Origin of the sequence: Bordetella sp. H567 (assembly GCF_001704295.1) — a bacterium.
Classification (GTDB): domain Bacteria; phylum Pseudomonadota; class Gammaproteobacteria; order Burkholderiales; family Burkholderiaceae_B; genus Bordetella_C.
This window is the reverse complement of the sequence record NZ_CP012334.1, coordinates 4150853-4172225: the sequence shown is the minus strand read 5'-3', so window position 1 is coordinate 4172225 and position 21373 is coordinate 4150853. Positions and strand designations below refer to the sequence as shown.

At 65.1% G+C, this 21373-nt stretch carries 21 protein-coding genes; 7 read left to right on the top strand and 14 right to left on the bottom strand.

What is annotated here, in order from left to right; all coding sequences use genetic code 11:
• Window positions 1-2: 2 nt before the first annotated feature.
• A complete protein-coding gene (locus tag AKI39_RS18760; protein ID WP_066639432.1) occupies window positions 3-983 on the bottom strand; it encodes a Bug family tripartite tricarboxylate transporter substrate binding protein in 981 nt (326 codons plus the stop codon).
• Between the two features lie 54 nt (window positions 984-1037).
• A complete protein-coding gene (locus AKI39_RS18755; RefSeq protein ID WP_066639431.1) occupies window positions 1038-1916 on the bottom strand; it encodes a fumarylacetoacetate hydrolase family protein in 879 nt (292 codons plus the stop codon).
• 118 nt (window positions 1917-2034) lie between these two features.
• On the opposite strand from AKI39_RS18755, the gene AKI39_RS18750 reads away from it, so the two are divergent.
• Complete coding sequence (locus tag AKI39_RS18750) at window positions 2035-2757, top strand: FadR/GntR family transcriptional regulator (protein WP_235610676.1); 723 nt, start codon at window positions 2035-2037, stop codon at window positions 2755-2757.
• Window positions 2758-2775: 18 nt separating this feature from the next.
• Here AKI39_RS18750 and AKI39_RS18745 read toward each other — a convergent pair whose 3' ends face one another.
• The 3 genes from AKI39_RS18745 to AKI39_RS18735 form a co-directional block, all read right to left on the bottom strand.
• Window positions 2776-3375 carry a TetR/AcrR family transcriptional regulator gene (locus tag AKI39_RS18745; protein WP_066639430.1) on the bottom strand — a complete coding sequence of 200 codons (600 nt, stop codon included), beginning with the start codon at window positions 3373-3375 and terminating at the stop codon, window positions 2776-2778.
• A 94-nt stretch (window positions 3376-3469) separates the two neighbouring features.
• Window positions 3470-3937: a nuclear transport factor 2 family protein gene (locus tag AKI39_RS18740; RefSeq protein ID WP_066639429.1), complete on the bottom strand. Its 468-nt coding sequence runs from the start codon at window positions 3935-3937 to the stop codon at window positions 3470-3472.
• A 72-nt stretch (window positions 3938-4009) separates the two neighbouring features.
• A complete protein-coding gene (locus AKI39_RS18735; RefSeq protein ID WP_076879722.1) occupies window positions 4010-4909 on the bottom strand; it encodes a 2-oxoglutarate and iron-dependent oxygenase domain-containing protein in 900 nt (299 codons plus the stop codon).
• Between the two features lie 96 nt (window positions 4910-5005).
• On the opposite strand from AKI39_RS18735, the gene AKI39_RS18730 reads away from it, so the two are divergent.
• From AKI39_RS18730 to AKI39_RS18720, 3 genes are all read left to right on the top strand, one after another.
• The gene (locus AKI39_RS18730) at window positions 5006-5773 is read left to right on the top strand and encodes a GntR family transcriptional regulator (RefSeq protein ID WP_076879721.1); all 768 of its coding nucleotides are present in this window, start codon (window positions 5006-5008) and stop codon (window positions 5771-5773) included.
• Window positions 5770-6726: a tripartite tricarboxylate transporter substrate binding protein gene (locus AKI39_RS18725; protein ID WP_066639423.1), complete on the top strand. Its 957-nt coding sequence runs from the start codon at window positions 5770-5772 to the stop codon at window positions 6724-6726. Before AKI39_RS18730 ends, AKI39_RS18725 begins: the two co-directional genes overlap by 4 nt.
• Before the next feature lie 83 nt (window positions 6727-6809).
• Window positions 6810-7718, top strand: a complete 909-nt coding sequence (locus AKI39_RS18720) for a polysaccharide deacetylase family protein (RefSeq protein WP_066639421.1) — start codon at window positions 6810-6812, stop codon at window positions 7716-7718.
• Window positions 7719-7796: 78 nt separating this feature from the next.
• Here AKI39_RS18720 and AKI39_RS18715 read toward each other — a convergent pair whose 3' ends face one another.
• The 6 genes from AKI39_RS18715 to AKI39_RS18690 form a co-directional block, all read right to left on the bottom strand.
• Complete coding sequence (locus AKI39_RS18715; RefSeq protein WP_066639410.1) at window positions 7797-7919, bottom strand: DUF2474 domain-containing protein; 123 nt, start codon at window positions 7917-7919, stop codon at window positions 7797-7799.
• A gap of 22 nt (window positions 7920-7941) precedes the next feature.
• Window positions 7942-8949, bottom strand: a complete 1008-nt coding sequence (gene cydB, locus AKI39_RS18710; protein WP_066639408.1) for a cytochrome d ubiquinol oxidase subunit II — start codon at window positions 8947-8949, stop codon at window positions 7942-7944.
• A 2-nt stretch (window positions 8950-8951) separates the two neighbouring features.
• Window positions 8952-10394: a cytochrome ubiquinol oxidase subunit I gene (locus tag AKI39_RS18705; RefSeq protein WP_066639405.1), complete on the bottom strand. Its 1443-nt coding sequence runs from the start codon at window positions 10392-10394 to the stop codon at window positions 8952-8954.
• A 167-nt stretch (window positions 10395-10561) separates the two neighbouring features.
• Window positions 10562-10744, bottom strand: a complete 183-nt coding sequence (locus AKI39_RS18700) for a hypothetical protein (protein WP_066639403.1) — start codon at window positions 10742-10744, stop codon at window positions 10562-10564.
• Window positions 10745-10803: 59 nt separating this feature from the next.
• Window positions 10804-11949, bottom strand: a complete 1146-nt coding sequence (locus tag AKI39_RS18695; RefSeq protein ID WP_066639396.1) for an acetate/propionate family kinase — start codon at window positions 11947-11949, stop codon at window positions 10804-10806.
• A gap of 34 nt (window positions 11950-11983) precedes the next feature.
• Window positions 11984-14314 carry a phosphoketolase family protein gene (locus AKI39_RS18690; RefSeq protein WP_235610842.1) on the bottom strand — a complete coding sequence of 777 codons (2331 nt, stop codon included), beginning with the start codon at window positions 14312-14314 and terminating at the stop codon, window positions 11984-11986.
• A 221-nt stretch (window positions 14315-14535) separates the two neighbouring features.
• On the opposite strand from AKI39_RS18690, the gene prpF reads away from it, so the two are divergent.
• On the top strand, window positions 14536-15720 hold the full coding sequence (prpF, locus tag AKI39_RS18685; RefSeq protein ID WP_066639395.1) for a 2-methylaconitate cis-trans isomerase PrpF: 1185 nt from the start codon (window positions 14536-14538) through the stop codon (window positions 15718-15720).
• Here prpF and AKI39_RS18680 read toward each other — a convergent pair.
• Together AKI39_RS18680 and AKI39_RS18675 are read right to left on the bottom strand one after the other, a co-directional pair.
• The gene (locus AKI39_RS18680) at window positions 15711-17525 is read right to left on the bottom strand and encodes an ATP-binding protein (RefSeq protein ID WP_066639393.1); all 1815 of its coding nucleotides are present in this window, start codon (window positions 17523-17525) and stop codon (window positions 15711-15713) included. The genes prpF and AKI39_RS18680 overlap by 10 nt on opposite strands.
• Before the next feature lie 4 nt (window positions 17526-17529).
• Window positions 17530-18150 carry a response regulator transcription factor gene (locus AKI39_RS18675; RefSeq protein ID WP_235610675.1) on the bottom strand — a complete coding sequence of 207 codons (621 nt, stop codon included), beginning with the start codon at window positions 18148-18150 and terminating at the stop codon, window positions 17530-17532.
• Window positions 18151-18799: 649 nt separating this feature from the next.
• On the opposite strand from AKI39_RS18675, the gene AKI39_RS18670 reads away from it, so the two are divergent.
• Window positions 18800-19048, top strand: coding sequence for a hypothetical protein (locus AKI39_RS18670; protein WP_066639389.1), 249 nt, complete (start codon window positions 18800-18802; stop codon window positions 19046-19048).
• Window positions 19049-19113: 65 nt separating this feature from the next.
• Here AKI39_RS18670 and AKI39_RS18665 read toward each other — a convergent pair whose 3' ends face one another.
• Window positions 19114-20166, bottom strand: a complete 1053-nt coding sequence (locus AKI39_RS18665) for an aldo/keto reductase (RefSeq protein ID WP_066639384.1) — start codon at window positions 20164-20166, stop codon at window positions 19114-19116.
• A gap of 190 nt (window positions 20167-20356) precedes the next feature.
• Between AKI39_RS18665 and AKI39_RS18660 the strand changes: the two genes are divergently transcribed.
• Window positions 20357-21340 (top strand): AraC family transcriptional regulator, encoded by a 984-nt coding sequence (locus AKI39_RS18660; RefSeq protein WP_066639381.1) that lies wholly within the window; start codon window positions 20357-20359, stop codon window positions 21338-21340.
• Window positions 21341-21373: the final 33 nt, after the last annotated feature.

Genomic DNA, 21373 nt, shown 5'->3' with positions numbered 1-21373 from the left:
GCTCAATCCACCTTGATGTTCGCCGACTTGACGATCTTGCCCCACTTGTCGATATCGGCCTTCAGGAAGTCGGTGAACTGCGCCGGCGTCATCTTCATGGGCGTCACGCCGCTCTTGGCCCACACCGATGTGATCTGTGGGTCGCTGACGATCTTGCCGATCTTTTCGTTCAGGAAGTCGACCACCTCCTTGGGCGTGTTCTTCGGCGCCAGCAGGCCCAGCCAGATCGTGGCCGTGTAGCCCGGCACGCCGGCTTCGGCCATGGTCGGTACGTCGGGCAGCACGCCGGAGCGCGCCGTGCCCGTGGTGGCGAGCGCACGCACTTTTTTGGTCTGGATCAGGTCGGTCATGGTGCTGACCGCGTCGAACATCATGTCGACCTGACCGCCCAGCACGTCCGTGCGTGCACCGCCGCTGCTTTTGTACGGGATGTGGACGATGTTCACGTCGGCCAGGCTCTTGAAGAGTTCTCCGGCCATGTGGTAGGGCGTGCCGGTGCCGGAGGACGCATAGTTGAGCTGTCCCGGCTTGGCCTTCGCGGCCTTGATCAATTCCTGCACGCTGTGTATGGGCAGGCCGTCGCGCACCACCAGCACCAGCGGCGCCTCGTTGACGGGCGCCACGGCCGTGAAGTCGCGCATCAACTCATAGGGCTTGCTGCTCAGCAAGGTTTCATTGACGGTCTGCGTGTTGGACATCATCAGCAGCGTATAGCCGTCGGGCGCCGCCTTGGCCACGTACTGTGTTCCGATCACGGCGCCCGCGCCGGGGCGGTCCTCCACCACGAAGGACTGGCCGGTCTCCTGTCCCAGATGCTGGGCCAGCACCCGGGCATAGACGTCCGCCGATCCGCCCGCGCCGAAGGGCACGATGATGGTTACCGGATGGTTGGGGTAGGGCGCCGCCGCGGCCGGCGCGTTGACGCCGAGCGCCGCGCACGCGGCAAATCCGGTGGCCGCGAGGCCGCGCAGGATGGTTTTCATTATTGTCTCCTCGAAGGTGTTGCGTCGTGCTTGCCGGTGTCGTGGCGGCGGCGCTCAGGCGACCGCGTTCTCCAGTACACCGATGCCCTGGATTTCCATGCGCATCACGTCACCCGACTTGACGAACTTCGGCGGGTTGAACCCGATACCGACGCCGGCGGGGGTGCCGGTGGCAATCACGTCGCCGGGCTGCAGTTCGATGCCCGCCGAAATCGTCTCGATCAGGGTGGGGATATCGAAAATCAGCAGGGACGTGTTGGAGTTCTGCCGCAGCTCGCCGTTCACCCAGCACTTGACGTCCAGCTTCGTCGCGTCCAGCGCGTCATTGGTCACCACGTACGGGCCCATCGGGCAGAAACCGTCCAGCGCCTTGCCCATGAACCATTGCCGATGCAGTTTCTGCAGGTCGCGCGCCGTGAAGTCGTTGACGATGGTGTAGCCGAAGATGTGCTTGAAGGCGTCGGCCTTTTTGATGCCCCGTCCGGGCTTGCCGATGACGATCGCCAGCTCCACCTCGTAATCGAGCTGCTTGGCGACTTCCGTGTGCGGTGGGATCTTGTCGCCGGGGCCGATGACCGTGCTGGCGGGCTTGGTGAAGACCACGGGCGCTTCGGGCGCGTGTTCGCCTTCCTTGGCGCTGCTGTCGAAGCCCGACTTGCTGAATTCAGCGGCGTGTTCGTGGTAGTTCTTGCCGACGCAGAAAATATTGCGGCGGGGCTGGTCGATGGGCGCCAGGACCTTGGCTTCGCCCAGCGGCTTGCCCGCACCCTCCGGCTTCAACCGGGCTTTCAGCGATTCGTACTGTTGTACCAATTGGACCATGTCGCCGGAGAACCCAGGCGCCAGTTCGGAGACCGGCCAAAACTGGCCTTTTTCGGTGTCGACAACGGCAATCGTGCGCTGGCCCTGGTAGGAAAGCTGGGCAAATTTCATGGCGGCTCCATAATCCAATGGGTAAAAACAGCGCGTAATGTAGAACCAATGTGGCCCAGACGCAAGCCAATTCCCAAAAAGGTTGACCAATTGGTTCTGCTTCTTTAAGCTGCCTCGCATGGACACAAAGACCAAGATGCAGGCCCTCGATGTCGACGCGTCGCTGCGTTCGCCCGGGGCCAAGGCGTTAGCGCGCTATCTTCATGAAGAAATCCTGGGGGGGCGGTTGCGGGCCGGCGTCAAGCTGCCGCCCGAACGCGAACTCAGCGCGCGCTTCGGGGCTTCGCGCGGCTCGGTGCGCCGAGTGCTGTCGGACCTGCGCGAACGTGGCTTGATTACCCAGTCCGTGGGCAGCGGGACCTTCGTGTCGGAGCACGCGGAGACCGTCGTGCAGGATCCCGCCATGCCTGGCTTCGACCGGAATGTCAGTCCCGCCGAATTGATGGAGGCGCGTCGCCTGATCGAGCCGCTGCTGCCTGGCATGATCGCGCGCAATGCGACCGCGGCGGATTTCGCGGCGATGGCGAACTGCCTGGAGCAGTCCGAGGCGGCATCCACCATCGACGCCTTTGAATACTGGGACGGCGCCTTGCACAAGGCTTTTGCCGTGGCAACGCATAACGCGTTTTTCATGCAGATCCTGGGCTTGATGAACCAGGTCCGCGAACAGGGCGAATGGGGCCGCCTCAAGCGCAATTCCCTGACACCGGCGCGGCGTGCACAGTACGAGCGGCAGCATCGCGCCATGGTGGATGCGCTGCGCGACCGCGATGCCGCCCAGGCCGCCGCGCTGATGACCGAGCACCTGGACCAGATACAGCGCAATTTGTTCGGCGAGTAGGCGCCGTGGCGCCGGACGTCACGGCGTGGCCGGGTCCCGCTCGCCGCCATGGGCTGCCATCGCCGCCAGGGCGCGTTCGCGCAAGCCCCGGATCGTCCGGCCATACACCTGCGGGTCGCTCCAGGCGCGCGCCAGGACCAGTCCGCCCTGGATGCCTCCGACGATGTCCTCGGCGAGATCGCGCGCCGGCGCGGCCGGCACGCCGCCGCTTTGCAGCGTGGCAGCCAGGGTGCCCGCCCAATCGCGGAAATAGGAGGAAATCGCCTGTGCGAACCGGTCCCTTTCGTGCCCCAGCGCGAACACCCCGACCAGGCAGACCTTGCGCCCGGAAAGAAAATAACGGGAAACTTCGTCGAACATCGCCGCGATTCCCGCTTGCGGTGACGGCGCCTGCCGCAGGGGTGCATAGACATTGCCCTGGAACCAGTCGTCGATATGGGCTAGCACGGCCGCCGCCATTTCTTCCTTACCGCCGGGGAAGAAGTGATAGAGGCTACCCTTGCCCAGGCCGGTGCCTTCGGTGATGCGGCTCAGGCTCGTCCCTTCGTATCCATAACGGCGGAAGATCTCGGCCAGGATGGGAATGACGTCCTGGCGCTCCGCGACGGTTCTTGGCATATATGCTCGCGATACCGGGTGCCTTGCGCTGGCGGCCCGTGATGATGCCCTGCCCTGGATTGCAGCCTTCAGGCCAGCCGCGGGTTCGGCGGCCCTACAGCCCCAGGTCGCTCAATCCCGGATGCTCGGCCGGGCGCGGCCCGAAGGGCCAGTGGAACTTGCGTTCCGATTCCCGGATCGGAACGTCGTTGATCGACGCATGGCGGTACTTCATCAGCCCCGCGTCGTCGAACTCCCAATTCTCGTTGCCGTAGGAACGAAACCAATTGCCCGAGTCGTCGTGCCACTCGTAAGCGTAACGCACCGCGATGCGGTTGCCGTCGTGGGCCCACAGCTCCTTGATCAGGCGGTAGTCCAGTTCCTTGCGCCATTTTCGCGTCAGGAACTCCACTACCTGGCCGCGGCCGTGCACGAATTCGGCGCGGTTGCGCCAGACGGTGTCTTCGGTATAGGCCAGGGAAACCTTTTCAGGGTTGCGGCTGTTCCACCCATCCTCCGCGAGGCGGACCTTCTGCATGGCGGATTCGCGGGAGAAAGGGGGCAGTGGGGGGCGTGAAGTCATGGCGCACCTGCGGCGTTCAAGGGACGAGGGACGGGGCGCTTTTTTGACAATGCCCCGGTCTGTACCGATCAGCTAGCACTGTACTGTAAGGTACAGAGACGCGCAAGGGTAGGGGCCGGAAAAACCTGTGCAATCAACAGCTATATTCGTTGCCGAGTCATATACGCGGGAATAACTGTCTGGTTGTTCTGTCAGAAAGCAGTGGGTCGACCATTCGAGGCGGATATTATTTTCACTGCCATGGAATACAGGAATCAGGTAGGTTTCGCGCCCCGACTCATCGATAAGGCGATGCGGCGCGGAAATATGCAGATCCGTGGACAAGCGCGCCATCGCATCAGCGACGCGGAAGTTTAATCGGCCGCGGGCGGGCAGCGGCCGCAAGCTGGATGCGTCGTCATCGAGCCTTATGGCATCAACCTCCTGCGTCCATGGAATAACGACGCTGCCATACGGCTGAAGCCCCTCGTCCATATCGCCATCCTGGATGGACGCGGATGGAGGATGGTGCAGCAACCGCCCGTGCAGCACCGGGCTGGCCAAAACGCCTTGAAATAAATCGACAGGCGCCTCCAATGCCATTGCACAGCGTTCCAGAAGCGACCGGCATAAATCAAAAATCCGGTCGTAATAGTGTTCGACAAGGGGGAGCGCGCATTCCTCCGCCGCACTGGTGCACCTCCCGGCGAAAATCCCCTTCCTGTTGGCGATATACCGATGGCCCCCTTCTTTTGTCGACAATCCAATTTTGAATTCTGGCCCGAGTTCCAAATCGCATAGCGAGCTCAGGTAGACTCGACGCAAGAGCGCGAGGGGTGTTTGGTGTCCCTCGAGGTAGAACAGGCCCGTCTCCCGGGCGGCCTTGCGCATGCGGCGCAGTGCGCGCTTCATTCCTTTGACATCGTTACGCAGTAAGAGGGGCGAGATGTCGACAATCGGAATGGCACCATTCGGATGGGAAGCAGCGCTCATGTCCCTAGTCGCAGGCAATCGCGGGCTTGGCTTTGCTCGGCGCCTCGAGTATTTTTGCGGCATTGTGTTGGACCGATCGTTATAAACTTAATACAAATGTCGACGCATACCTTATCTGCCGGAGTACCCGTCTATCACCAGATTGCGCAGGTTTTGCGGCGCAGAATTCAAGCGGGAGAATGGGGCCAGGGAAACCAGTTGGCCACCGAGCAAGCATTGTGCCGGGAGTTCGGAGTAAGCCGTACCACCGTGCGGCACGCCTTGAGCCAGCTCAAACAGGAGGGCTTGCTGAGTAGCCAGCGTGGCGTGGGCACGCGTCGCGTCGGCGAACCCGCGCGTAGCAAATACGTCAGCAACTTATCCGACCCTCTGCACGCCACACTGGCCAGCGATCCGCGTGTCGTTTCATCCGAGATGGTATCAGCGCGTGGGCCAATCGCCGATTTTCTGGGCTTGAACGAGGGCGAGCTCCTTTTCAAATTGATCCGTGTGCATTATCTGGACAACGAGCCGCTGTCCGTCGTGGAAAGCTATCTGCCCGCTCTGATGCAAGGGGCAATCGATCAATATCCCCATCGCAGCTTGCACGACATCATGTGGAACGACTTCGATTTGAAGGTCGCCAAAAGCGTGCACACGATAAGCGTTTCCCGCGCAGAAACCCATGTCGCGAACCTGTTGCGCATCGGCTTGGGCGATCCGGTCATGCATGTGCAGGCGTCCACGTATCTGCAGGACGGGCGCCCCATCCGTTGGACGGACAACTTCTTCCGCGAAGATCGTTACCAGTACACCGCGGAATTTTTCTGGGAACCGCCGCAGTCCCCCGCGGCGCCGTCCGGAAGCCAACAGGAGAGGTCATGAAAGTGGGTCATCTTATCGTCGGACTATGCCTGGCGGTATGCGCTGCGGCGGCCAACGCCTATCCCGATCGGCCGATCAGGGTAGTGGTGGGCTTTCCGGCAGGTGGGGGAGTGGACGTGGTGCTGCGCGCGGTAACCCCCGGATTGGCCGAGGAATTGGGCCAGCCGGTGTTCGTCGACAACCGCCCCGGGGCGGGCGGCAACCTGGGCATGGACGTGGTGGCCAAGGCGGCGCCGGACGGCTACACGCTCCTGATGGCCGCGCCGGGGCTGGCCACCAATGCCAGCCTCTATGAAAACCTGCCCTTCGATCCCGCCAAGGACTTCACCGCCGTCGGCATGGTCAGCAGCGTGGCCAACGTATTGGTCGTGAACCCGTCGCTGCCGATTCATTCCGTTGCCGAGTTGATTGCCTACGCGAAAAGCCATCCGGGGGAATTGAACTACGCATCGTCCGGCATTGGCACGTCGCTGCACCTGGCAGCCGCGCTGTTCGAGCACGACGCCGGCGTGAAAATGACCCATGTCCCCTATCGCGGCGGGCCGGCCGCCATCAACGACCTGATCGGCGGCCAGGTGCAGCTGATGTTCAGCGTACTGCCCCTGGCGGTGCCCCAGATCAAGGCCGGCAAACTGCGTGCCCTGGCGGTGACGGGCCAGACGCGGTCGGCGTCGCTGCCCGACGTGCCCACCATGATGGAAGCGGGGTTGAAGGGCTATACCGCGACAACGTGGAACGGCCTGGTGGCGCCCGCCGGTACGCCCGCACCCATTATCAACCGGCTCAATGCCGCGCTGCGCAAGGTGCTGGACCGCGCCGATGTGCAAAAGACCTTCGCAGGCATGGAGCAGGACGTCGTCGAGGATACGCCGCAAGAGTTCGACGCCATGATCAAGGCCGAAACCCAGAAGTGGGAGCAGGTTATCAAGGCAGCCGGCATCAAGGCGGAATGACGGCGATCGCGATCTCGGCATAGCGGATCGCCCGCACCGGCCATGCCGGCAACGCAGCAACAGTATTGGATCAAGGAAAGTTCATGCAGCCCCGCCGTTATGGCCCGTTTCCGTACATTCCCCTGCCGGCACGCCCGCGATTCGTGCTCCCGAACAACGCGCGCGTCGCCCTGTGGGTGAATCCCAATGTCGAGTTCTTCGGCCTGGATGACATCATGCCGGGACGCCTGAACGAACGCATACCGCGCGATGCCGCCAAGGTCCCGAACGTCCGCAATTGGTCGCTGCGCGACTATGGCAACCGCGTCGGCATATGGCGGTTGATGGACACGCTCAGCCGCTATGGGATTCGCGCCAGCGCCGCATTGAACAGCGAGCTGTGCGACCAGCACCCGGAAATCATTGCCGAGGCGGTGCGCCGCGGCTGGGAGTTCCTGGGCCATGGCGTCACCAACGCCGTGCGGCTGGACGAGATGCCGCCCGAGCAGGAAAGGCAGGTCATTTTCGACATGATAGATCGCATCGAACAGGCATCCGGTACCCGCCCCGTGGGCTGGTTGGCGCCCGGCCTGGCCGAAACCTGGCGGACGCTGGATTATCTCTCCGAAGCGGGCATACGCTATGTCTGCGATTGGGTGAATGACGACCAGCCCTACACCATGGAGGTGGGCTCGCCGCGCATGGTTTCCGTCCCATACAGCGTGCAGACCAACGATGTACCGGCCTACTATGACATGAAGGTCTCCGTGCCGGAATTCGAAGCCATGATCAAACGGCAGTTCGATGTGCTTTATCGCGAAGGCGCGACGTCGGGCCGGGTGATGGCGATCGCCGTCCATCCTTTCGTCACCGGCCTGCCGCACCGCATCGGCGCGCTGGACGCGGCATTGGAGTACATCTGCCGCCACGAAGGCGTGTGGCTGGCCACCGGCCGCGAAATCATGGAGCACTACGTGCAGAGCGATTTCGCCAAGGCGATGTCCCCCGCCTGACGTTGACCGCGGCGCCCGCCCGTGCACGGCGCGGTCCTGGGCGCGCGTCTGCCGGGCCGGACAGGGATCCGGCGGGCCCTAGTGCAGCGTCAGGCCGGCGCCCGACATCATCCAGCGCACGATGAGCGCGATGCCGCCCATCACCGCCACGCTGGCGGTCCAGATGACGATCAGCCAGGCCAGTCGTTTCCATATACGCATGCGCCGCACGGCAAAGCCGCCCTCAGTGGTAGCCTTCGCCGTGCCGCACCTTGCCGCGGAACACGTAATAACCCCAGGCCGTGTACATCAAAATGATGGGGACGATCAGCAGCGCCCCCACCAGCGTGAAACCCATGCTTTGCGGTGGCGCGGCCGCGTCCCATATCGAAACGCCGGGCGGGATGACGTTCGGCCACACGCTGATGCCCAGGCCCGTATAGCCCAGGAATACCAGTCCCAGCGCGCAGACGAAGGGCGCCGAGTGGGCCTCGCCCCGTACCGTCTTGATAAGCAGGTACAGGAACACCAGCACGAGCAGCGGCACGGGCGCGAAATAGAACAGGTTCGGCAGGCTGAACCAACGCTGCGCGATGCCGGCATCGCGCAGCGGCGTCCAGATGCTGATCACCACGATCGCGGCCAGGACCGCCCATGCCGCGCCTGTCGCAACGGTGCGGGCGCGGGCCAGCAAGGCCTCTTCCGTCTTCATGACCAGCCAGGTGCTGCCCAGTAGCGCGTAGGCGGCAAGCAAGGCAATGCCGGTGAAGAGGCTGAACGGCGTGAGCCAGTCGAACGGACCGCCGGCATACGAGCCGTCCACCACCTGGATGCCGCCGATATACGCGCCCAGCGTCACACCCTGGAAGAACGTCGCCAGCACGGAGCCGCAAATGAAGGCCTTGTCCCACCAGTGCCGGCGCGCATCGCTGGCCTTGAAGCGGAATTCGAAGGCGACGCCGCGGAATATCAGGCCCACGAGCATCAGGATGATGGGCAGGTAAAGCGCGCTCAATACCACGCTGTAGGCGAGCGGAAACGCGGCGAGCAGGCCGGCGCCGCCCAGCACCAGCCAGGTTTCGTTGCCATCCCACACCGGCGCCACCGTATTCATCATGGTGTCGCGGTCTTCCTTGCCGGGGAAGAAGGGAAAGAGTATGCCTATGCCCAAGTCGAAGCCATCCATGATGACGTACATCATGATGCCGAACAGGATGATCACGGCCCAGATCAGCGGAAGATCGATACCCATGGTCAGCTCCCCGACACCGGCACGGCCACCGGCAACTGGTCTTTATCCGGCGCCGCCGATAGCGGGCGCATGGCGTGGTGCTCCTGGCCCGGGCCGCCTTGCGGCGGTGCCGTCGCGGGTGCTCCCGTCTGCGGCCCGCCGCGGATCAGCTTCAGCATGTAGACCACGCCGGCGCCGAACACCAGGAAATACACGACGACGAACAACGCCAGCGTAAAGCCCAGCTGCCCGGCGCCGTGCGGCGATACCCCGTTCGCGGTGCGCATCACGCCATACACGATCCAGGGCTGGCGGCCGATCTCGGTCGTCATCCAGCCGGCCAGCAGGGCAATCAGGCCCGCCGGGCCCATCCACAGCGCAAAACGCAGGAAGCCACGATGCGCGTACAGGCGCGGGCCGCGGCGCAGCCATAGGCCCCACAGGCCCAGCAGTATCATCAGCACGCCCAGGCCCACCATGGCCCGAAACGTCCAGAACACGACCGTCGCGTTGGGCCGGTCCCCGGCCGCGAATTCGTTCAGGCTGGGCACCTTGCCGTCCCATGTATGCGTCAGGATCAGGCTGCCCAGGCGCGGGACTTCCAGCTTGTAGCGCGTTTGCCCGGCGGCCATGTCGGGGATCCCGAACAGCAGGAGCGGCGTGCCCGCCCCCGGCGCCGGCTGTTCCCAATGCCCTTCGATCGCCGCGATCTTGGCGGGCTGGTGTTCGAGTGTGTTCAGGCCATGCATGTCGCCGATGACGGCCTGGACCGGCGCGACCAGCAGGGCCATCCACATCGCCATGGAGAACATCTTGCGCACGGCGGGCGTGTCGCCGCCGCGCAGCAGGTGCCACGCGGCCGCGGCGCCTACCATCAAGGCGGTGCTCAGATACGCCGCCACCACCATGTGGGCCAGCCGATAGGGAAACGAGGGGTTGAAAATCACTTGCACCCAATCCACCGGAACCGCGCGGCCGGCGATGATTTCGTAGCCCTGCGGCGTCTGCATCCAGCTGTTGGACGCCAGTATCCACGTCGCGGAGATCAGGGTGCCGATCGCCACCATCACGGTCGACAGCATGTGCAGGCCCGGCCCGACGCGGTTCCAGCCGAACATCATCACGCCCAGAAAACCCGCTTCCAGGAAAAACGCCGTCAGTACCTCATACGTGAGCAACGGGCCGGTGATGCCGCCTGCGAAGGTGGAAAAATGGCTCCAGTTGGTGCCGAACTGATACGCCATCACCAGCCCGGACACGACGCCCATGCCGAAATTGACGGCGAAGATCTTCAGCCAGAACTGATATAGATCGCGGTACAGCTGCTTGCGCGTCGCCAGCCAAAGGCCCTCCAGCACGGCCAGGTAGCTGGCCAAACCGATGGTGATCGCGGGAAAGACGATATGGAAGGAAATCGTGAACCCGAACTGTATGCGGGCCAGCGTCAAGGCATCCAGACCAAACATGATGGGTTCTCCCCGGGCGCATGGCCGGGCTGCTCCTGTGGTGATTTGCCCAGGATACCGCCCGGGGACGGCGCGTGTACAGGATCAGTGGGGGGACATGTCTTGCGGTGCAGTTGGCGCGGTTGCGCGCCGCGGCGGCATCGTTCCGCCGCGATGGCGCACCGGGTTCAGGGGTGGCGGCGCGAGCCGGGGCCTTGCTGGCGGCTGCTGTTCTGGTCGGCGCCCGTGCCGATCTGGCTGGTATGGCCGTCTTTCTTGGTGCGGTGCTGTTCGTCGCCGTGGCTGCGCTGGGTCTCGCGGGACCGGTCGTCTGCCTGCTTGTCGGCCGGTTCGTTCTGCGGATGGGTCATATTCGCGCTCCTTCGAAAGAGAAAACACGCGTCCGGTGCAGCACATCGCATGCCTGTGTTCAGGTCGCTTCGCCCTGCATCAGCGCGCGGCAGTGCCGCGCCATCTGGCGCTCCTCTTCGGTCGGCACCACCATGACGCCGGGCCCCGGCACGGCGGGCCCGATGCCCAGGAAGTCCAGGCCGGACACGATGCGGCGGCGGACTTCGGCGCTATGCTCGCCGATGCCGCCGGTGAACACCAGGAGATCGATTCCGCCCATCAGCGCGGCGTACGCGCCGATCTGCTTGCGTACCGATGTCGCGAAGATGTCCACCGCCAGCGCGGCGTGTGCATCGCCCGCGCCGCAGCGCGCGAGCAGGGCCTGCATATCGTTTTCGCCGTCGGCGATGCCGGCCAGCCCGCTTTCACGGTTGAGCAGGGTTTCCAGTTCATCCGCGTGCAGATCCTCGGTGCGCATCAGGTACAGGACGACGCCGGGATCCAGGTCGCCGGTGCGCGACCCCATGGGGATCCCGCCGGCGGGAGTCATGCCCATCGAGGTGTCGATCGATTCGCCGTTCAGGACCGCGCACAGGCTCGCGCCGTTGCCCAGATGCGCGAAGACGGCGCGCGCCGGCAGATCCGGGCCCAGGCGGCGCACCAGCGATTCATACGACAGCCCATGAAAGCCGTAGCGCGCCATGCCCGCGTCCGCGTAGCGGGCCGGTATCGGCAAGCGCGAGGCCCTGGGCGGCATGGTCCGATGGAACGCCGTGTCGAAGCAGGCGTATTGCGCGGCATCCGGCCATCGCGCACAGGCGCGCTCGACCAGTTCCAGTGCCACGGGAATGTGCAGCGGGGCGAAATGCACCGCGCCGCGCAACTGTTCGAGCACGCGCGGCGTCAAGGCCTGGTGCGTGCGCAGATGCGGGCCGCCATGCACGATCCGGTGGCCCACGGCCGCCGGCGCGCCCAGGCCCACGTCGGCCAGCGTGCGCGCCAGGATGTCCAGCGCGTGCGCCTGCGTCGGCATGTCGCGATTCTGTTCGGCCAGTACCTTGCCGTGGGAGTCCTGGATGCGCAGGCGGCCGTTGCGGCGGCCGACGTTGTGCGCGGCGCCTTCGGCGACGGCCACCTCGTCATTGCCCGAGGGCCGGAACAGCGCGAATTTCAGCGACGAGGATCCGCTGTTCAATACCAGGATGGACGACGCGTCGACGGTCATGGCCGCGGCCTCGCTGCAATCAATATCATGGGCGTCAGGCGGTCCACATCCAGTCGCGGATGTCGTCGCGGTCCGTGCCTTCGGTATGCGCGTAGTCCATGTGGATGATGATCTGGTCGCGCAGCCACTCCTTGACGTGCGCACCGCTGGCCTGCAACGCCGGGACGCGGTCGATGGCGTTGATGGCCAGGTGGAATCGGTCGATCTGGTTCAGCATGGCCAGTTCGAAGGGGGTGTTGATGCTGCCCTGTTCCTGATAGCCATGCACGTGGATGTTGTCATGGTTGTGGCGGCGATAGGTCAGCTTGTGCACCAGCGTCGCATAGGAATGGAAATTGAAGATGACGGGCCGGTCGGCCGTGAACAGCGTATCGAAATCGGGATCGGACAGTCCATGCGGATGGTCGGTATCCGGCATCAGCCGGAAGAGATCGACGACATTGACGAAGCGGATCTTCAAGCCGGAAAACTTGTCTTTCAGGATCTGCACCGCCGCCAGGGCTTCCATCGTCGCGACGTCGCCCGCGCACGCGACCACCAGGTCCGGCTCGCTGCCGTGATCCGTCGATGCCCAATCCCAGATGCCGATGCCCTTGGTGCAATGCCGGATGGCCGCGTCGCGGTCCAGGTACTGCAAATGGGGCTGCTTGTCCGCCACGATGACGTTGACGTAATCGCGCGTGCGCAGGCAGTGGTCCGCGACGCTGAGCAGGCAGTTCGCGTCCGGCGGCAGGTAGACGCGCACGACCTCCGGGCTCTTGTTGCACACGACGTCCAGGAAGCCAGGGTCCTGGTGCGTGAAGCCGTTGTGATCCTGACGCCAGACCAGCGATGTGATCAGTAGATTGATCGACGGGATCGGCGCGCGCCAGCTCAATTCCAGCTTGGCCTTTTCCAGCCATTTGGCGTGCTGGTTGAACATGGAGTCGATGACGTGGACGAAGGCTTCGTAGGTCGCGAAAAAACCGTGGCGGCCGGTCAGGACATAGCCCTCGAGCCAGCCTTCCAGCGTGTGCTCGCTGAGCATTTCCATCACGCGGCCATCGGGGGCCAGTTCGCCGCCGTCCTGGTCCACCGGCAGCATCTCCGCCATCCAGGTCTTGGGCGAGGCTTCATACACGGCCGTCAGCTTGTTGCTGGCGGTCTCGTCGGGGCCGAACAGGCGAAAGCTGTGCATGTTGCGCGCCATGACATCGCGCAGGAATTTCCCCAACACCGCGGTGGGCGACAGATAGGACGAGGCCGGCGTGGCGACATCGACGGCGTAATCACGAAAGTCCGGCAGGTCCAGGGGCTTGCATAGCAAGCCGCCATTGGCATGCGGGTTCGCGCTGATGCGCCGCTCGCCTTCGGGCGCCAGCTGGCGCAGGAAGGCCATGGGCGCGCCGTGGTCGTCGAAGAGTTCCTCGGGACGATAGCTGCGCATCCAGTCCTCGACCACCTTCAGGTTGCCGGGATTGGTGACCGGATCGGCCACCGGCACCTGGTGCGCGCGCCAGTAGCCCGCCACGCGATGGCCGTCCACGGTCTCCGGGCCCGTCCAACCCTTGGGCGAGCGCAGCACGATCATGGGCCAGCGCGGTCGTTCCAGCTTGCCTTCTTCCCGGGCACGGCGCTGGATGGCTTCGATCTCGTCGAAGCAGCGATCCATCGCGATGGCCATCGCATGATGCATGGCCTCCGGTTCGTCGCCTTCGACGAAATAGGGACGATGGCCATAGCCGGTCAGCAGGGCTTCAAGTTCCTGGCGCGGAATGCGCGCCAGGATGGTGGGATTGGCGATCTTGTATCCGTTCAGGTGCAGGACAGGCAGGACGGCGCCGTCGCGCGCCGGGTTGAGGAATTTGTTGGAATGCCAGGAGGTCGCCAGCGGCCCGGTTTCCGCTTCGCCGTCGCCGATCATGACGGCCGCGATCAGGTCCGGGTTGTCGAAGACCGCGCCGTAGCCGTGCGACAGGCTGTACCCGAGTTCGCCGCCTTCGTGGATGGAGCCCGGTGTTTCCGGTGTGCAATGCGAACCGATGCCCCCGGGAAAGGAGAACAGCTTGAAGAAGCGCTGCATGCCTGCTTCGTCCTGGCCGCGGTCCGGATAGACTTCGCTGTAGTGGCCTTCCAGATAGGCGTGCGCCAGCGTGGCGGGGGCGCCGTGCCCCGGCCCCGAGATGAACATGACGTTCATATCGCGTTGGCGGATGACGCGGTTCAAGTGGACCAGCGTGAACGATTGGCCGGGGTCGGACCCCCAATGTCCCAGCAGGCGGCGCTTGATGTGTTCGGCCTTCAGCGGCTCGCGCAGCAGGGGGTTGGCACGCAGGTAGATCATTCCGACGGCGAGATAGTTGCAGGCGCGCCAATAGGCGTGCATGCCGTGCAGTTCCTCGTCGCTCAGCGGCGTGTCGCGCGTCACCTGCACCGGGGGTTGGGATGGCGTCATCGTACCGGCTCCTCTGCAAGGGGTATGCCGCCGCCGTGGGCTTTCATCGAAGCCGCGGTGGGCGGTAACATCGTGCCGCCGCAGCGCGGTCCTGGCAAGCCCTGTTACCGTGCGCCCCCGCCATCGGCGTGGCTGTTTCGATTGGAATGTGGATGAATACCTCAGGCAGACAGATAGAGATTCCCGCGTTGTACATGCGGGGCGGCACCAGCAAGGGCGTGTTTTTTCTTCCGCAGGACCTGCCCGCGGATGCGGCGCGGCGCGACGCCGTGCTGTTGCGGGTGGCGGGCAGCCCCGACCCCTACGGCAAGCAGATCGATGGCATGGGGGCCGCGACGTCCAGCACCAGCAAGGTTGTGATAGTGGGTAAAAGCGCGCGGCCCGATTGTGACGTCGATTACTGGTTCGGCCAGGTCGCCATCGGCCAGCCGCTGGTCGACTGGAGCGGCAACTGCGGCAACCTCACCGCGGCGGTCGGGCCTTTCGCGATTCATCGCGGGCTCGTGCAGGCGCCCGCGGATGGCGTGGCCACCATCCGCATCTGGCAGGCAAATATCCAGCGCCGCATCATCGCGCAAGTGCCGATGCGCGATGGACAGGTGCAGGAGCTGGGCGATTTCGAACTGGACGGCGTGACTTTCCCCGCGGCCGAGATCCCGCTGACCTTCCTCGATCCCGGGGCCGGCGGCGATGCGCAGGGCGGGGGCATGTTCCCCACCGGCCGCGCCATCGATGAACTGTCGGTACCCGGCGTCGGGTCGATCGAAGCCACGCTGATCGATGCGGGCAATCCGGCGGTGCTGGTGGACGCCGCGGCGCTGGGCCTGACCGGTACCGAATCGCAGGCCCGCATCAATGGCGATGCGCCTTTGCTCGCGCGCATGGAGCTGATACGCGCGCACGCGGCCGTGGCCATGGGCGCGGCCCGCACGGCGGAAGAGGCCACCGCCACGCGCCAGCACACCCCCAAGCTGGCCTTCTTCGGCCCGCCGGCCAGCTATGTGGCGTCCAGCGGCAGCGCGGTCGACGCGGCGGCAATCGACATCGCCGCGCGCATCATGTCGATGGGGCAGCTGCATCATGCGATGACCGGCACGGGCGCCGTGGCCATTGCCGCCGCGGCGGCGGTGCCGGGCACCATCGTCAGCCGTCTCCTGGGCGGCGCGCGCGATGCCTTGTGTTTCGGGCATGCGTCGGGCCGCCTGCGCGTCGGCGCGCAGGCGCGGCAGCAGGAAGGCCATTGGGAGGTTACCAAGGTCACGCTGAGCCGCAGCGCGCGGCGCCTGATGGCGGGCACGGTGTTCGTGCCGGCGGCGCTGCTGGGCGATCAGGCCTGAAGCGCGAGCCGCCCACGCGGAGCGGCGCCGTGCGGAGGCTCGGTCCACGCGCGCACCGAACGCGTCAGCAGGGCGAGCTCCTGCTGCGCGGCGTGGCACGCGTGGGCTGACGCCGCAAACCCGTCACGCGCCAGGGCATGCTGCGCGGCCACGCACGCGTCCGCCAATGGCGTGGCCCCTATCATGCGCGCCACGCCATTCACGGCATGCAGGACCTCGCTTGCCGCGCTACCGTCGGCGGCCGCCAAGGCATCGCTCAGGGCGGCGGCATCCTGTTCGCTGGTCTCGGATAGCGCTTGCAGAAAACGGTCGGCAATGGCGCCGTCGCCGGCGGCCAGGGACTCGATCGCGCCAGGATCGAAACGCAGGCCTTGCCGCCAGGCCGCGCGTAGCCGCGCGGGGCCCTGGCGCAGTCCGCACAGCCGCTGCTGCAGTGCCGCCAGGCCCAGGGGCTTGAACAGACAGGCGTCCATGCCGGCCTCCATGCAACGGTCGGTCTCGTCCTGGCGGGCGCTTGCGGTATAGGCCCATACGGTGCACGGGCCGGTGCCCTGCGCGGCCTCCGCCTCGCGGATGCGGCGCGCCAGGGCGTAGCCGCTGCCGCCCGCCATATTGCAGTCGGTGATGACCACGTCGTACGCGCCCGCGCGCCATAGCCGCCATCCGGCCTTGCCGCTGTTGGCTTGCACGACGCGGTGGCCCAGGTGCTCCAGCTGCTTGCGCAGCAGCACGCGGCTGGGGGCATTGTCATCCACCGCCAGTATCTGCAGCGGCGCGTCGGTGCCCATGCCTGGCCGGCACGCATCCAATGCGCCGGCAGGGGCGGGCAGGATCTCCGCATCGAAGTCGAAACTTACCGTGCAGCCCTGGCCCGGCGCACTTTGCAATCGCAGCGTGCCGCCCATCAGCGCGGCGAGCCGCCGCGCGATGCTCAGCCCCAGGCCGCTGCCGCCGTGGACGCGCGCCCCTTCCCGTGTCTGGGTGTAGGGAGCGAACAACTTTTGCTGGTCGGCCGTGCTGATGCCCATCCCCGTGTCCGTGACCGTCACCGTTGCCGCGAGGCGGCCAACGCCCGTCCGGCGGGCGCGCAGGCTTACCGCCACGTGGCCCGTCTCGGTGAATTTCACCGCGTTGCTCAGCAGATTGGAAAGAATCTGCCTGAAGCGCATGGCGTCCACCATGACGTCGGCATCGGCATCCTGGTCCACCTCGAAGCGTAGCGCCAAGCCCTTGTCGCGGGCCATGCCGTGGAAGAGCTGGACCGCCGATTCGGCCAGCACGCGCAGATTCGCGCGCTGCGGCAACAGCTCCAGTTTGCCCCGATCCATTTTGTCCAGGTCCAGGATGTCGCGGACCAGATCCAGCAGCCCCTGCGCCGCGCCATGCGCGACGCGCAGGTGATCCTGGACATCCTGTCCGGCCGCCGCTTCCTGCAGGCCCAGCTCCAGCATGCCGGCCACGGCATGCAGCGGCGTGCGGATTTCATGGCTGGCGATGGCGAGGAAATCGCTCTTGGCGCGGCATGCCGATTCCGCGGAGCGGGCCGCGGCCTGCAGGGCATGTTCGCGGCGCTGCCGCCGCGCGATCTGCCGGCGCAGATGGCTGTTCCAGCCCGCCAGCATCGTGCCGGCCAGCATGCTTGCCCCCAGCACGGGATCGAGCAGCATCCACTGCTCTTGCAGCAGCGCGCCGATCCATGCGGCGCCGCTGTCGTCTCCATACTGTACCTGCCCCGCATCGGCGCGGCATGTCAGCAGCAGGAAAACCGAGATCCACGCGGCCCGGCTGAGCATGGCACCGCGCATGCCGTTACACCAGGCCGTTGCGGCGGGCGATATCGGTCAGCTCAAGGAGCGTGGCGGCGTTGAGTTTTTCCTGGAGCCTGCTCTTGTAGGTGCTGACCGTTTTCTCGCTCAGCATGAGCGTGGCCGCGATGGTCTTGTTCAACGCGCCACGCGCAAGGTGCTGCAGCACCACCAGTTCGCGATCCGACAATTGCTCGATGAGGGCGGCTTCGCTCATCGCCGTGCCGCGTTCGCCGCTGGGATGCAGGGCCACGGTGGGAAAGTACGTGTTGCCCTGCAACACCGCCTTCGCCGCGCTGACCAGTTCCAGCAGCTCCTTGCCCTTGTAGACGAAGCCCGAGGCACCCGCGTGCAGGCAGCGCGCCGCCAGGTGATCAGGATTCTGCGCGGTCAGGACCACGATGCCCGGCTTGTGGTCGCGCCCGTCGGCGCGCAGCCGGCTGATCACCATCAGGCCGTCCATCTTCGGAATGCCGATGTCCAGCACGATCAGGTCGGGGCGATGCTCGCGCGCCGCGCTCAATGCGTCGACGCCCGTCGATACTTCCGCCACGACGTCCCAGCCGTTCTGTTCCAGTATGGTCCTGACCGCGAAACGGATCATGGGGTGATCGTCAACGATCACGACGCTTCCTACTCTTTGCACTTGAACCTCATCTTCGATCGCGGTAATCCCGGGCCGCGCGTCGCCGCTCAGGGGCCGGCGGAATCGGCGGGCTGCGCGGCATGTCGCCCGTCACGGCATAGCGCGTCCTGGCCTGCATGGGGGCGTCGCACGCGGCGACGGCGACGGCGTGGTGGACGGTGGCCCAGGGGGGAAAGCGCGGCAAAGTATACGGAGGGAGGTGCACTCATGGCACCTGGGGGACGGCGGCCTCGTTGCAGAACAGCTACTTATTGCGACTAGTTGCAAAAGGCTGCGGAGGCGGCATGAAAAAGCCACGGCCAGAAGGCCGTGGCAAAACAAGCACGTGTGGTCGCCCGAAATCACCCCATGCATGAAGGGCAATGCCGAGCGACCCATCACGCTATCACTCCTGATCAACGTGAGGCGCGCAGGATTGTTTCGAAAGAAAACGAAAAATCAGCGTCGTGCATGACCATATTGCGACGTGTTCGCTTGACAACGTGAGGTCGGAGATGGACGCTAGCGCACGCGTATTTGCGCCCTCGAGGACATGAGGATGCACCGTGCCGACAAGTCAACAGGGAGTTGTCGGGGTTCCGGTCGGGGACGGGCGCATGCTATAGAACCGCATTGCTTAGGGGAGAACATGGAACTTTATATGACGATGGGCGAGGGATATCGCCTGACGCTGGACGTGGACGAAACCGCGTCGGGCTTCGGCTGGTCCATCTATCTCGCGCTGTCGAAAGAGCAGGGCAAAGGGACGCTGGTGGCCAGTGACGACGCATGCGAGTCGGCGTCGGAAGCCGCGGCGGCCGGCATGCGCGCGCTCGAACGATACAAGCTGGAACATCCCATATCGGTCGTCACACCGCCGGTTGTCGCGGTGTATTGAATGTTCCGCGGCGATCGCCGCGGACAGGGCGCAGCGCCCCCGTATGCGGGGGCGCCATAAGGCGATCAGTTCAGCGTGCCGTGCGTCAGCAGGTGGCGGCGCGCGCCGCCCTGGCGCTCGAGCATCCACCCCGGATACTCCGCTGGCAGGGCGCTGACTTCCGCCAGCGTGGCCAGTTCGCTGTCGCTGAGCTTGATGGACACCGCGCCGATATTGTCCTGCAGCTGCTCGATGCGCTTGGCGCCCACAATTACCGTGGTGACGACGGGCTGGTGCAATAGCCACGCCAGGGCGATCTGCGCCACCGATGCCTTGTGCCCATCGGCGATCGCGCGCATGGCGTCGACGCAGTCGAAGGCGCGCTCACGGTTCACGGGCGGGAAATCAAAAGTGGTGCGGCGGCTGCCTTTTTCACCCTGCTGGTCGCGGGCATACTTGCCGCTGAGCAGCCCACCGGCCAGCGGACTCCATACCATCAGCCCGACGCCTTCGCTGCGCAGCAAGGGAACGACTTCACGCTCCAGGTCCCGTCCGGCGATCGTGTAGTAGGCCTGCAGGGACTCGAACCGCGCCAGGCCGTGCCGTTCAGAGATCCCCAGCGCTTTCATGATCTGCCAGGCGGCCCAGTTCGATACGCCGATGTATCGCACGTGCCCATGCTGAACCAGGGTGTCCAGCGCGCGCAGCGTTTCCTCGATGGGCGTGGCCGGGTCGAAGCCATGCACCTGGTACAGGTCCAGGTGGTCCAGCTGCATGCGTTTGAGCGTGGCCTTCACGCTTTCCATGACATGGAAGCGCGAGAGGCCGCTGGAATTGATGCCACGGGTACCGGTTTCGCCCATTACCTTGGACGCGACCACGACGTTTTCGCGTGGCACGTTCAGGTTGCGCAGCGCCTGCCCGGTGAGGATTTCGGAGCGACCGCCCGAATAGACGTTGGCCGTGTCGATGAAATTGATGCCGGCGTCCAGCGCGGCGCCGACCAGCCGGTCCACCTCGTTCTGCTCAAGGTTGCCGATCTGCCCCCACATGGTGCCGTCTTCGCCGCCGAAGGTCATGGTGCCCAGGCACAGTTCGGACACGAACAGGCCGGTGCTGCCGAGTGTGTTGTAACGCATGAATGCTCCTGAATTCGTTGGTACGCCAAGGTGCCCGGCCAGTATGCGTGCGCGCCCCTGGGCAGGGCTGCTCGATCCTGTTCGATTGCTGCCTAATCCTCCAGGGATCCCTGCCGCCGTGGGGTTGGGCCTTGCCTGACAGGAAACTGTTGCTATGCTTGCATTGCACAAAATTCCGCGCCGGTGACCCATGGGCTTGAACGAGATTCCCGATTCCTCTTTGCATCCCGCTCCCGCGATGGACGAGGCCGATGTCCTGTTCGACGCGCCGCGGCGCGAACTGGTGTGCCGCCTCACCCGTTTGACGGGCTCGCTGGAAGGCTCGATGGCGACCGCCGTGCCGGGCCTGTATCTGCATCGCATCACCTGCCCCGGCGGTCCGCATCATGCCTTGCAGCTGCCGATCTTCGGGGTCATCGCGCAGGGGTCCAAGCGGCTGCTGGTGGGCGACCAGGTGTACGACTACGACCCGCTCCACTACATGGTGTCTTCGGTGGACTTGCCCGTCAGTGGCAAAGTCGCGGTCGGCAGCCCCACCGAACCCTACCTTGGCCTGCGCCTGGACCTGGACGTGGAAGCCATCGGCGCGCTGATGCGCGACGTGGATCCCCCGCCTTCGGTCCAGAACGAGGCGCCGCGGGGCCTGTATGTGAATCGACTGGGCGATACCTTGCTGGACGGCGTGCTGCGGCTGCTGCGGCTGCTGGAAGTACCCGAGGATATTCCCGTGCTGGCGCCCATGGTCAAGCGGGAAATCTTCTACCGGCTGCTGATGAACGGGCAGGGTGCCGTATTGCGTCAATTGGTGCAGAAGGACAGCCATACGCAGCGCATCGCCCGCGCCATCCGCCTGCTGCGTGAACACTATGTGCGTCCGCTGCGGGTCGAGGACCTGGCACGCCAGGCGCACATGAGCGCCTCGTCCTTTCATCACCATTTCAAGGCGGTCACCGCCATGAGCCCGCTGCAATTCCAGAAGCAGCTGCGCCTGCAGGAAGCACGGCGCCTGATGTTCACCAGCGATGTCGATGTCGCGGTGGTGGCGCATCAGGTTGGTTACGAAAGTCCGTCGCAGTTCAGCCGCGAATACAGCCGGCTGTTCGGCTCCGCGCCCTTGCGCGACAAGCGGCGCTGGATGCGGGACGGGATGGCCGGCCAGCAGGTGCGCCACTAGGCCCAAGGCGCGCGGCGTGCATGATGCGCCCGC

Coding starts and splice junctions, on each gene's coding strand:
- AKI39_RS18760 (WP_066639432.1), bottom strand. CDS start 983: ATGAAAACCATCCTGCGCGGCCTCGCGGCCACCGGATTTGCCGCGTGC.
- AKI39_RS18755 (WP_066639431.1), bottom strand. CDS start 1,916: ATGAAATTTGCCCAGCTTTCCTACCAGGGCCAGCGCACGATTGCCGTT.
- AKI39_RS18750 (WP_235610676.1), top strand. CDS start 2,035: ATGGACACAAAGACCAAGATGCAGGCCCTCGATGTCGACGCGTCGCTG.
- AKI39_RS18745 (WP_066639430.1), bottom strand. CDS start 3,375: ATGCCAAGAACCGTCGCGGAGCGCCAGGACGTCATTCCCATCCTGGCC.
- AKI39_RS18740 (WP_066639429.1), bottom strand. CDS start 3,937: ATGACTTCACGCCCCCCACTGCCCCCTTTCTCCCGCGAATCCGCCATG.
- AKI39_RS18735 (WP_076879722.1), bottom strand. CDS start 4,909: ATGAGCGCTGCTTCCCATCCGAATGGTGCCATTCCGATTGTCGACATC.
- AKI39_RS18730 (WP_076879721.1), top strand. CDS start 5,006: ATGTCGACGCATACCTTATCTGCCGGAGTACCCGTCTATCACCAGATT.
- AKI39_RS18725 (WP_066639423.1), top strand. CDS start 5,770: ATGAAAGTGGGTCATCTTATCGTCGGACTATGCCTGGCGGTATGCGCT.
- AKI39_RS18720 (WP_066639421.1), top strand. CDS start 6,810: ATGCAGCCCCGCCGTTATGGCCCGTTTCCGTACATTCCCCTGCCGGCA.
- AKI39_RS18715 (WP_066639410.1), bottom strand. CDS start 7,919: ATGCGTATATGGAAACGACTGGCCTGGCTGATCGTCATCTGGACCGCC.
- cydB (WP_066639408.1), bottom strand. CDS start 8,949: ATGGGTATCGATCTTCCGCTGATCTGGGCCGTGATCATCCTGTTCGGC.
- AKI39_RS18705 (WP_066639405.1), bottom strand. CDS start 10,394: ATGTTTGGTCTGGATGCCTTGACGCTGGCCCGCATACAGTTCGGGTTC.
- AKI39_RS18700 (WP_066639403.1), bottom strand. CDS start 10,744: ATGACCCATCCGCAGAACGAACCGGCCGACAAGCAGGCAGACGACCGG.
- AKI39_RS18695 (WP_066639396.1), bottom strand. CDS start 11,949: ATGACCGTCGACGCGTCGTCCATCCTGGTATTGAACAGCGGATCCTCG.
- AKI39_RS18690 (WP_235610842.1), bottom strand. CDS start 14,314: ATGCACGCCTATTGGCGCGCCTGCAACTATCTCGCCGTCGGAATGATC.
- prpF (WP_066639395.1), top strand. CDS start 14,536: ATGAATACCTCAGGCAGACAGATAGAGATTCCCGCGTTGTACATGCGG.
- AKI39_RS18680 (WP_066639393.1), bottom strand. CDS start 17,525: ATGCGCGGTGCCATGCTCAGCCGGGCCGCGTGGATCTCGGTTTTCCTG.
- AKI39_RS18670 (WP_066639389.1), top strand. CDS start 18,800: ATGGAACTTTATATGACGATGGGCGAGGGATATCGCCTGACGCTGGAC.
- AKI39_RS18665 (WP_066639384.1), bottom strand. CDS start 20,166: ATGCGTTACAACACACTCGGCAGCACCGGCCTGTTCGTGTCCGAACTG.
- AKI39_RS18660 (WP_066639381.1), top strand. CDS start 20,357: ATGGGCTTGAACGAGATTCCCGATTCCTCTTTGCATCCCGCTCCCGCG.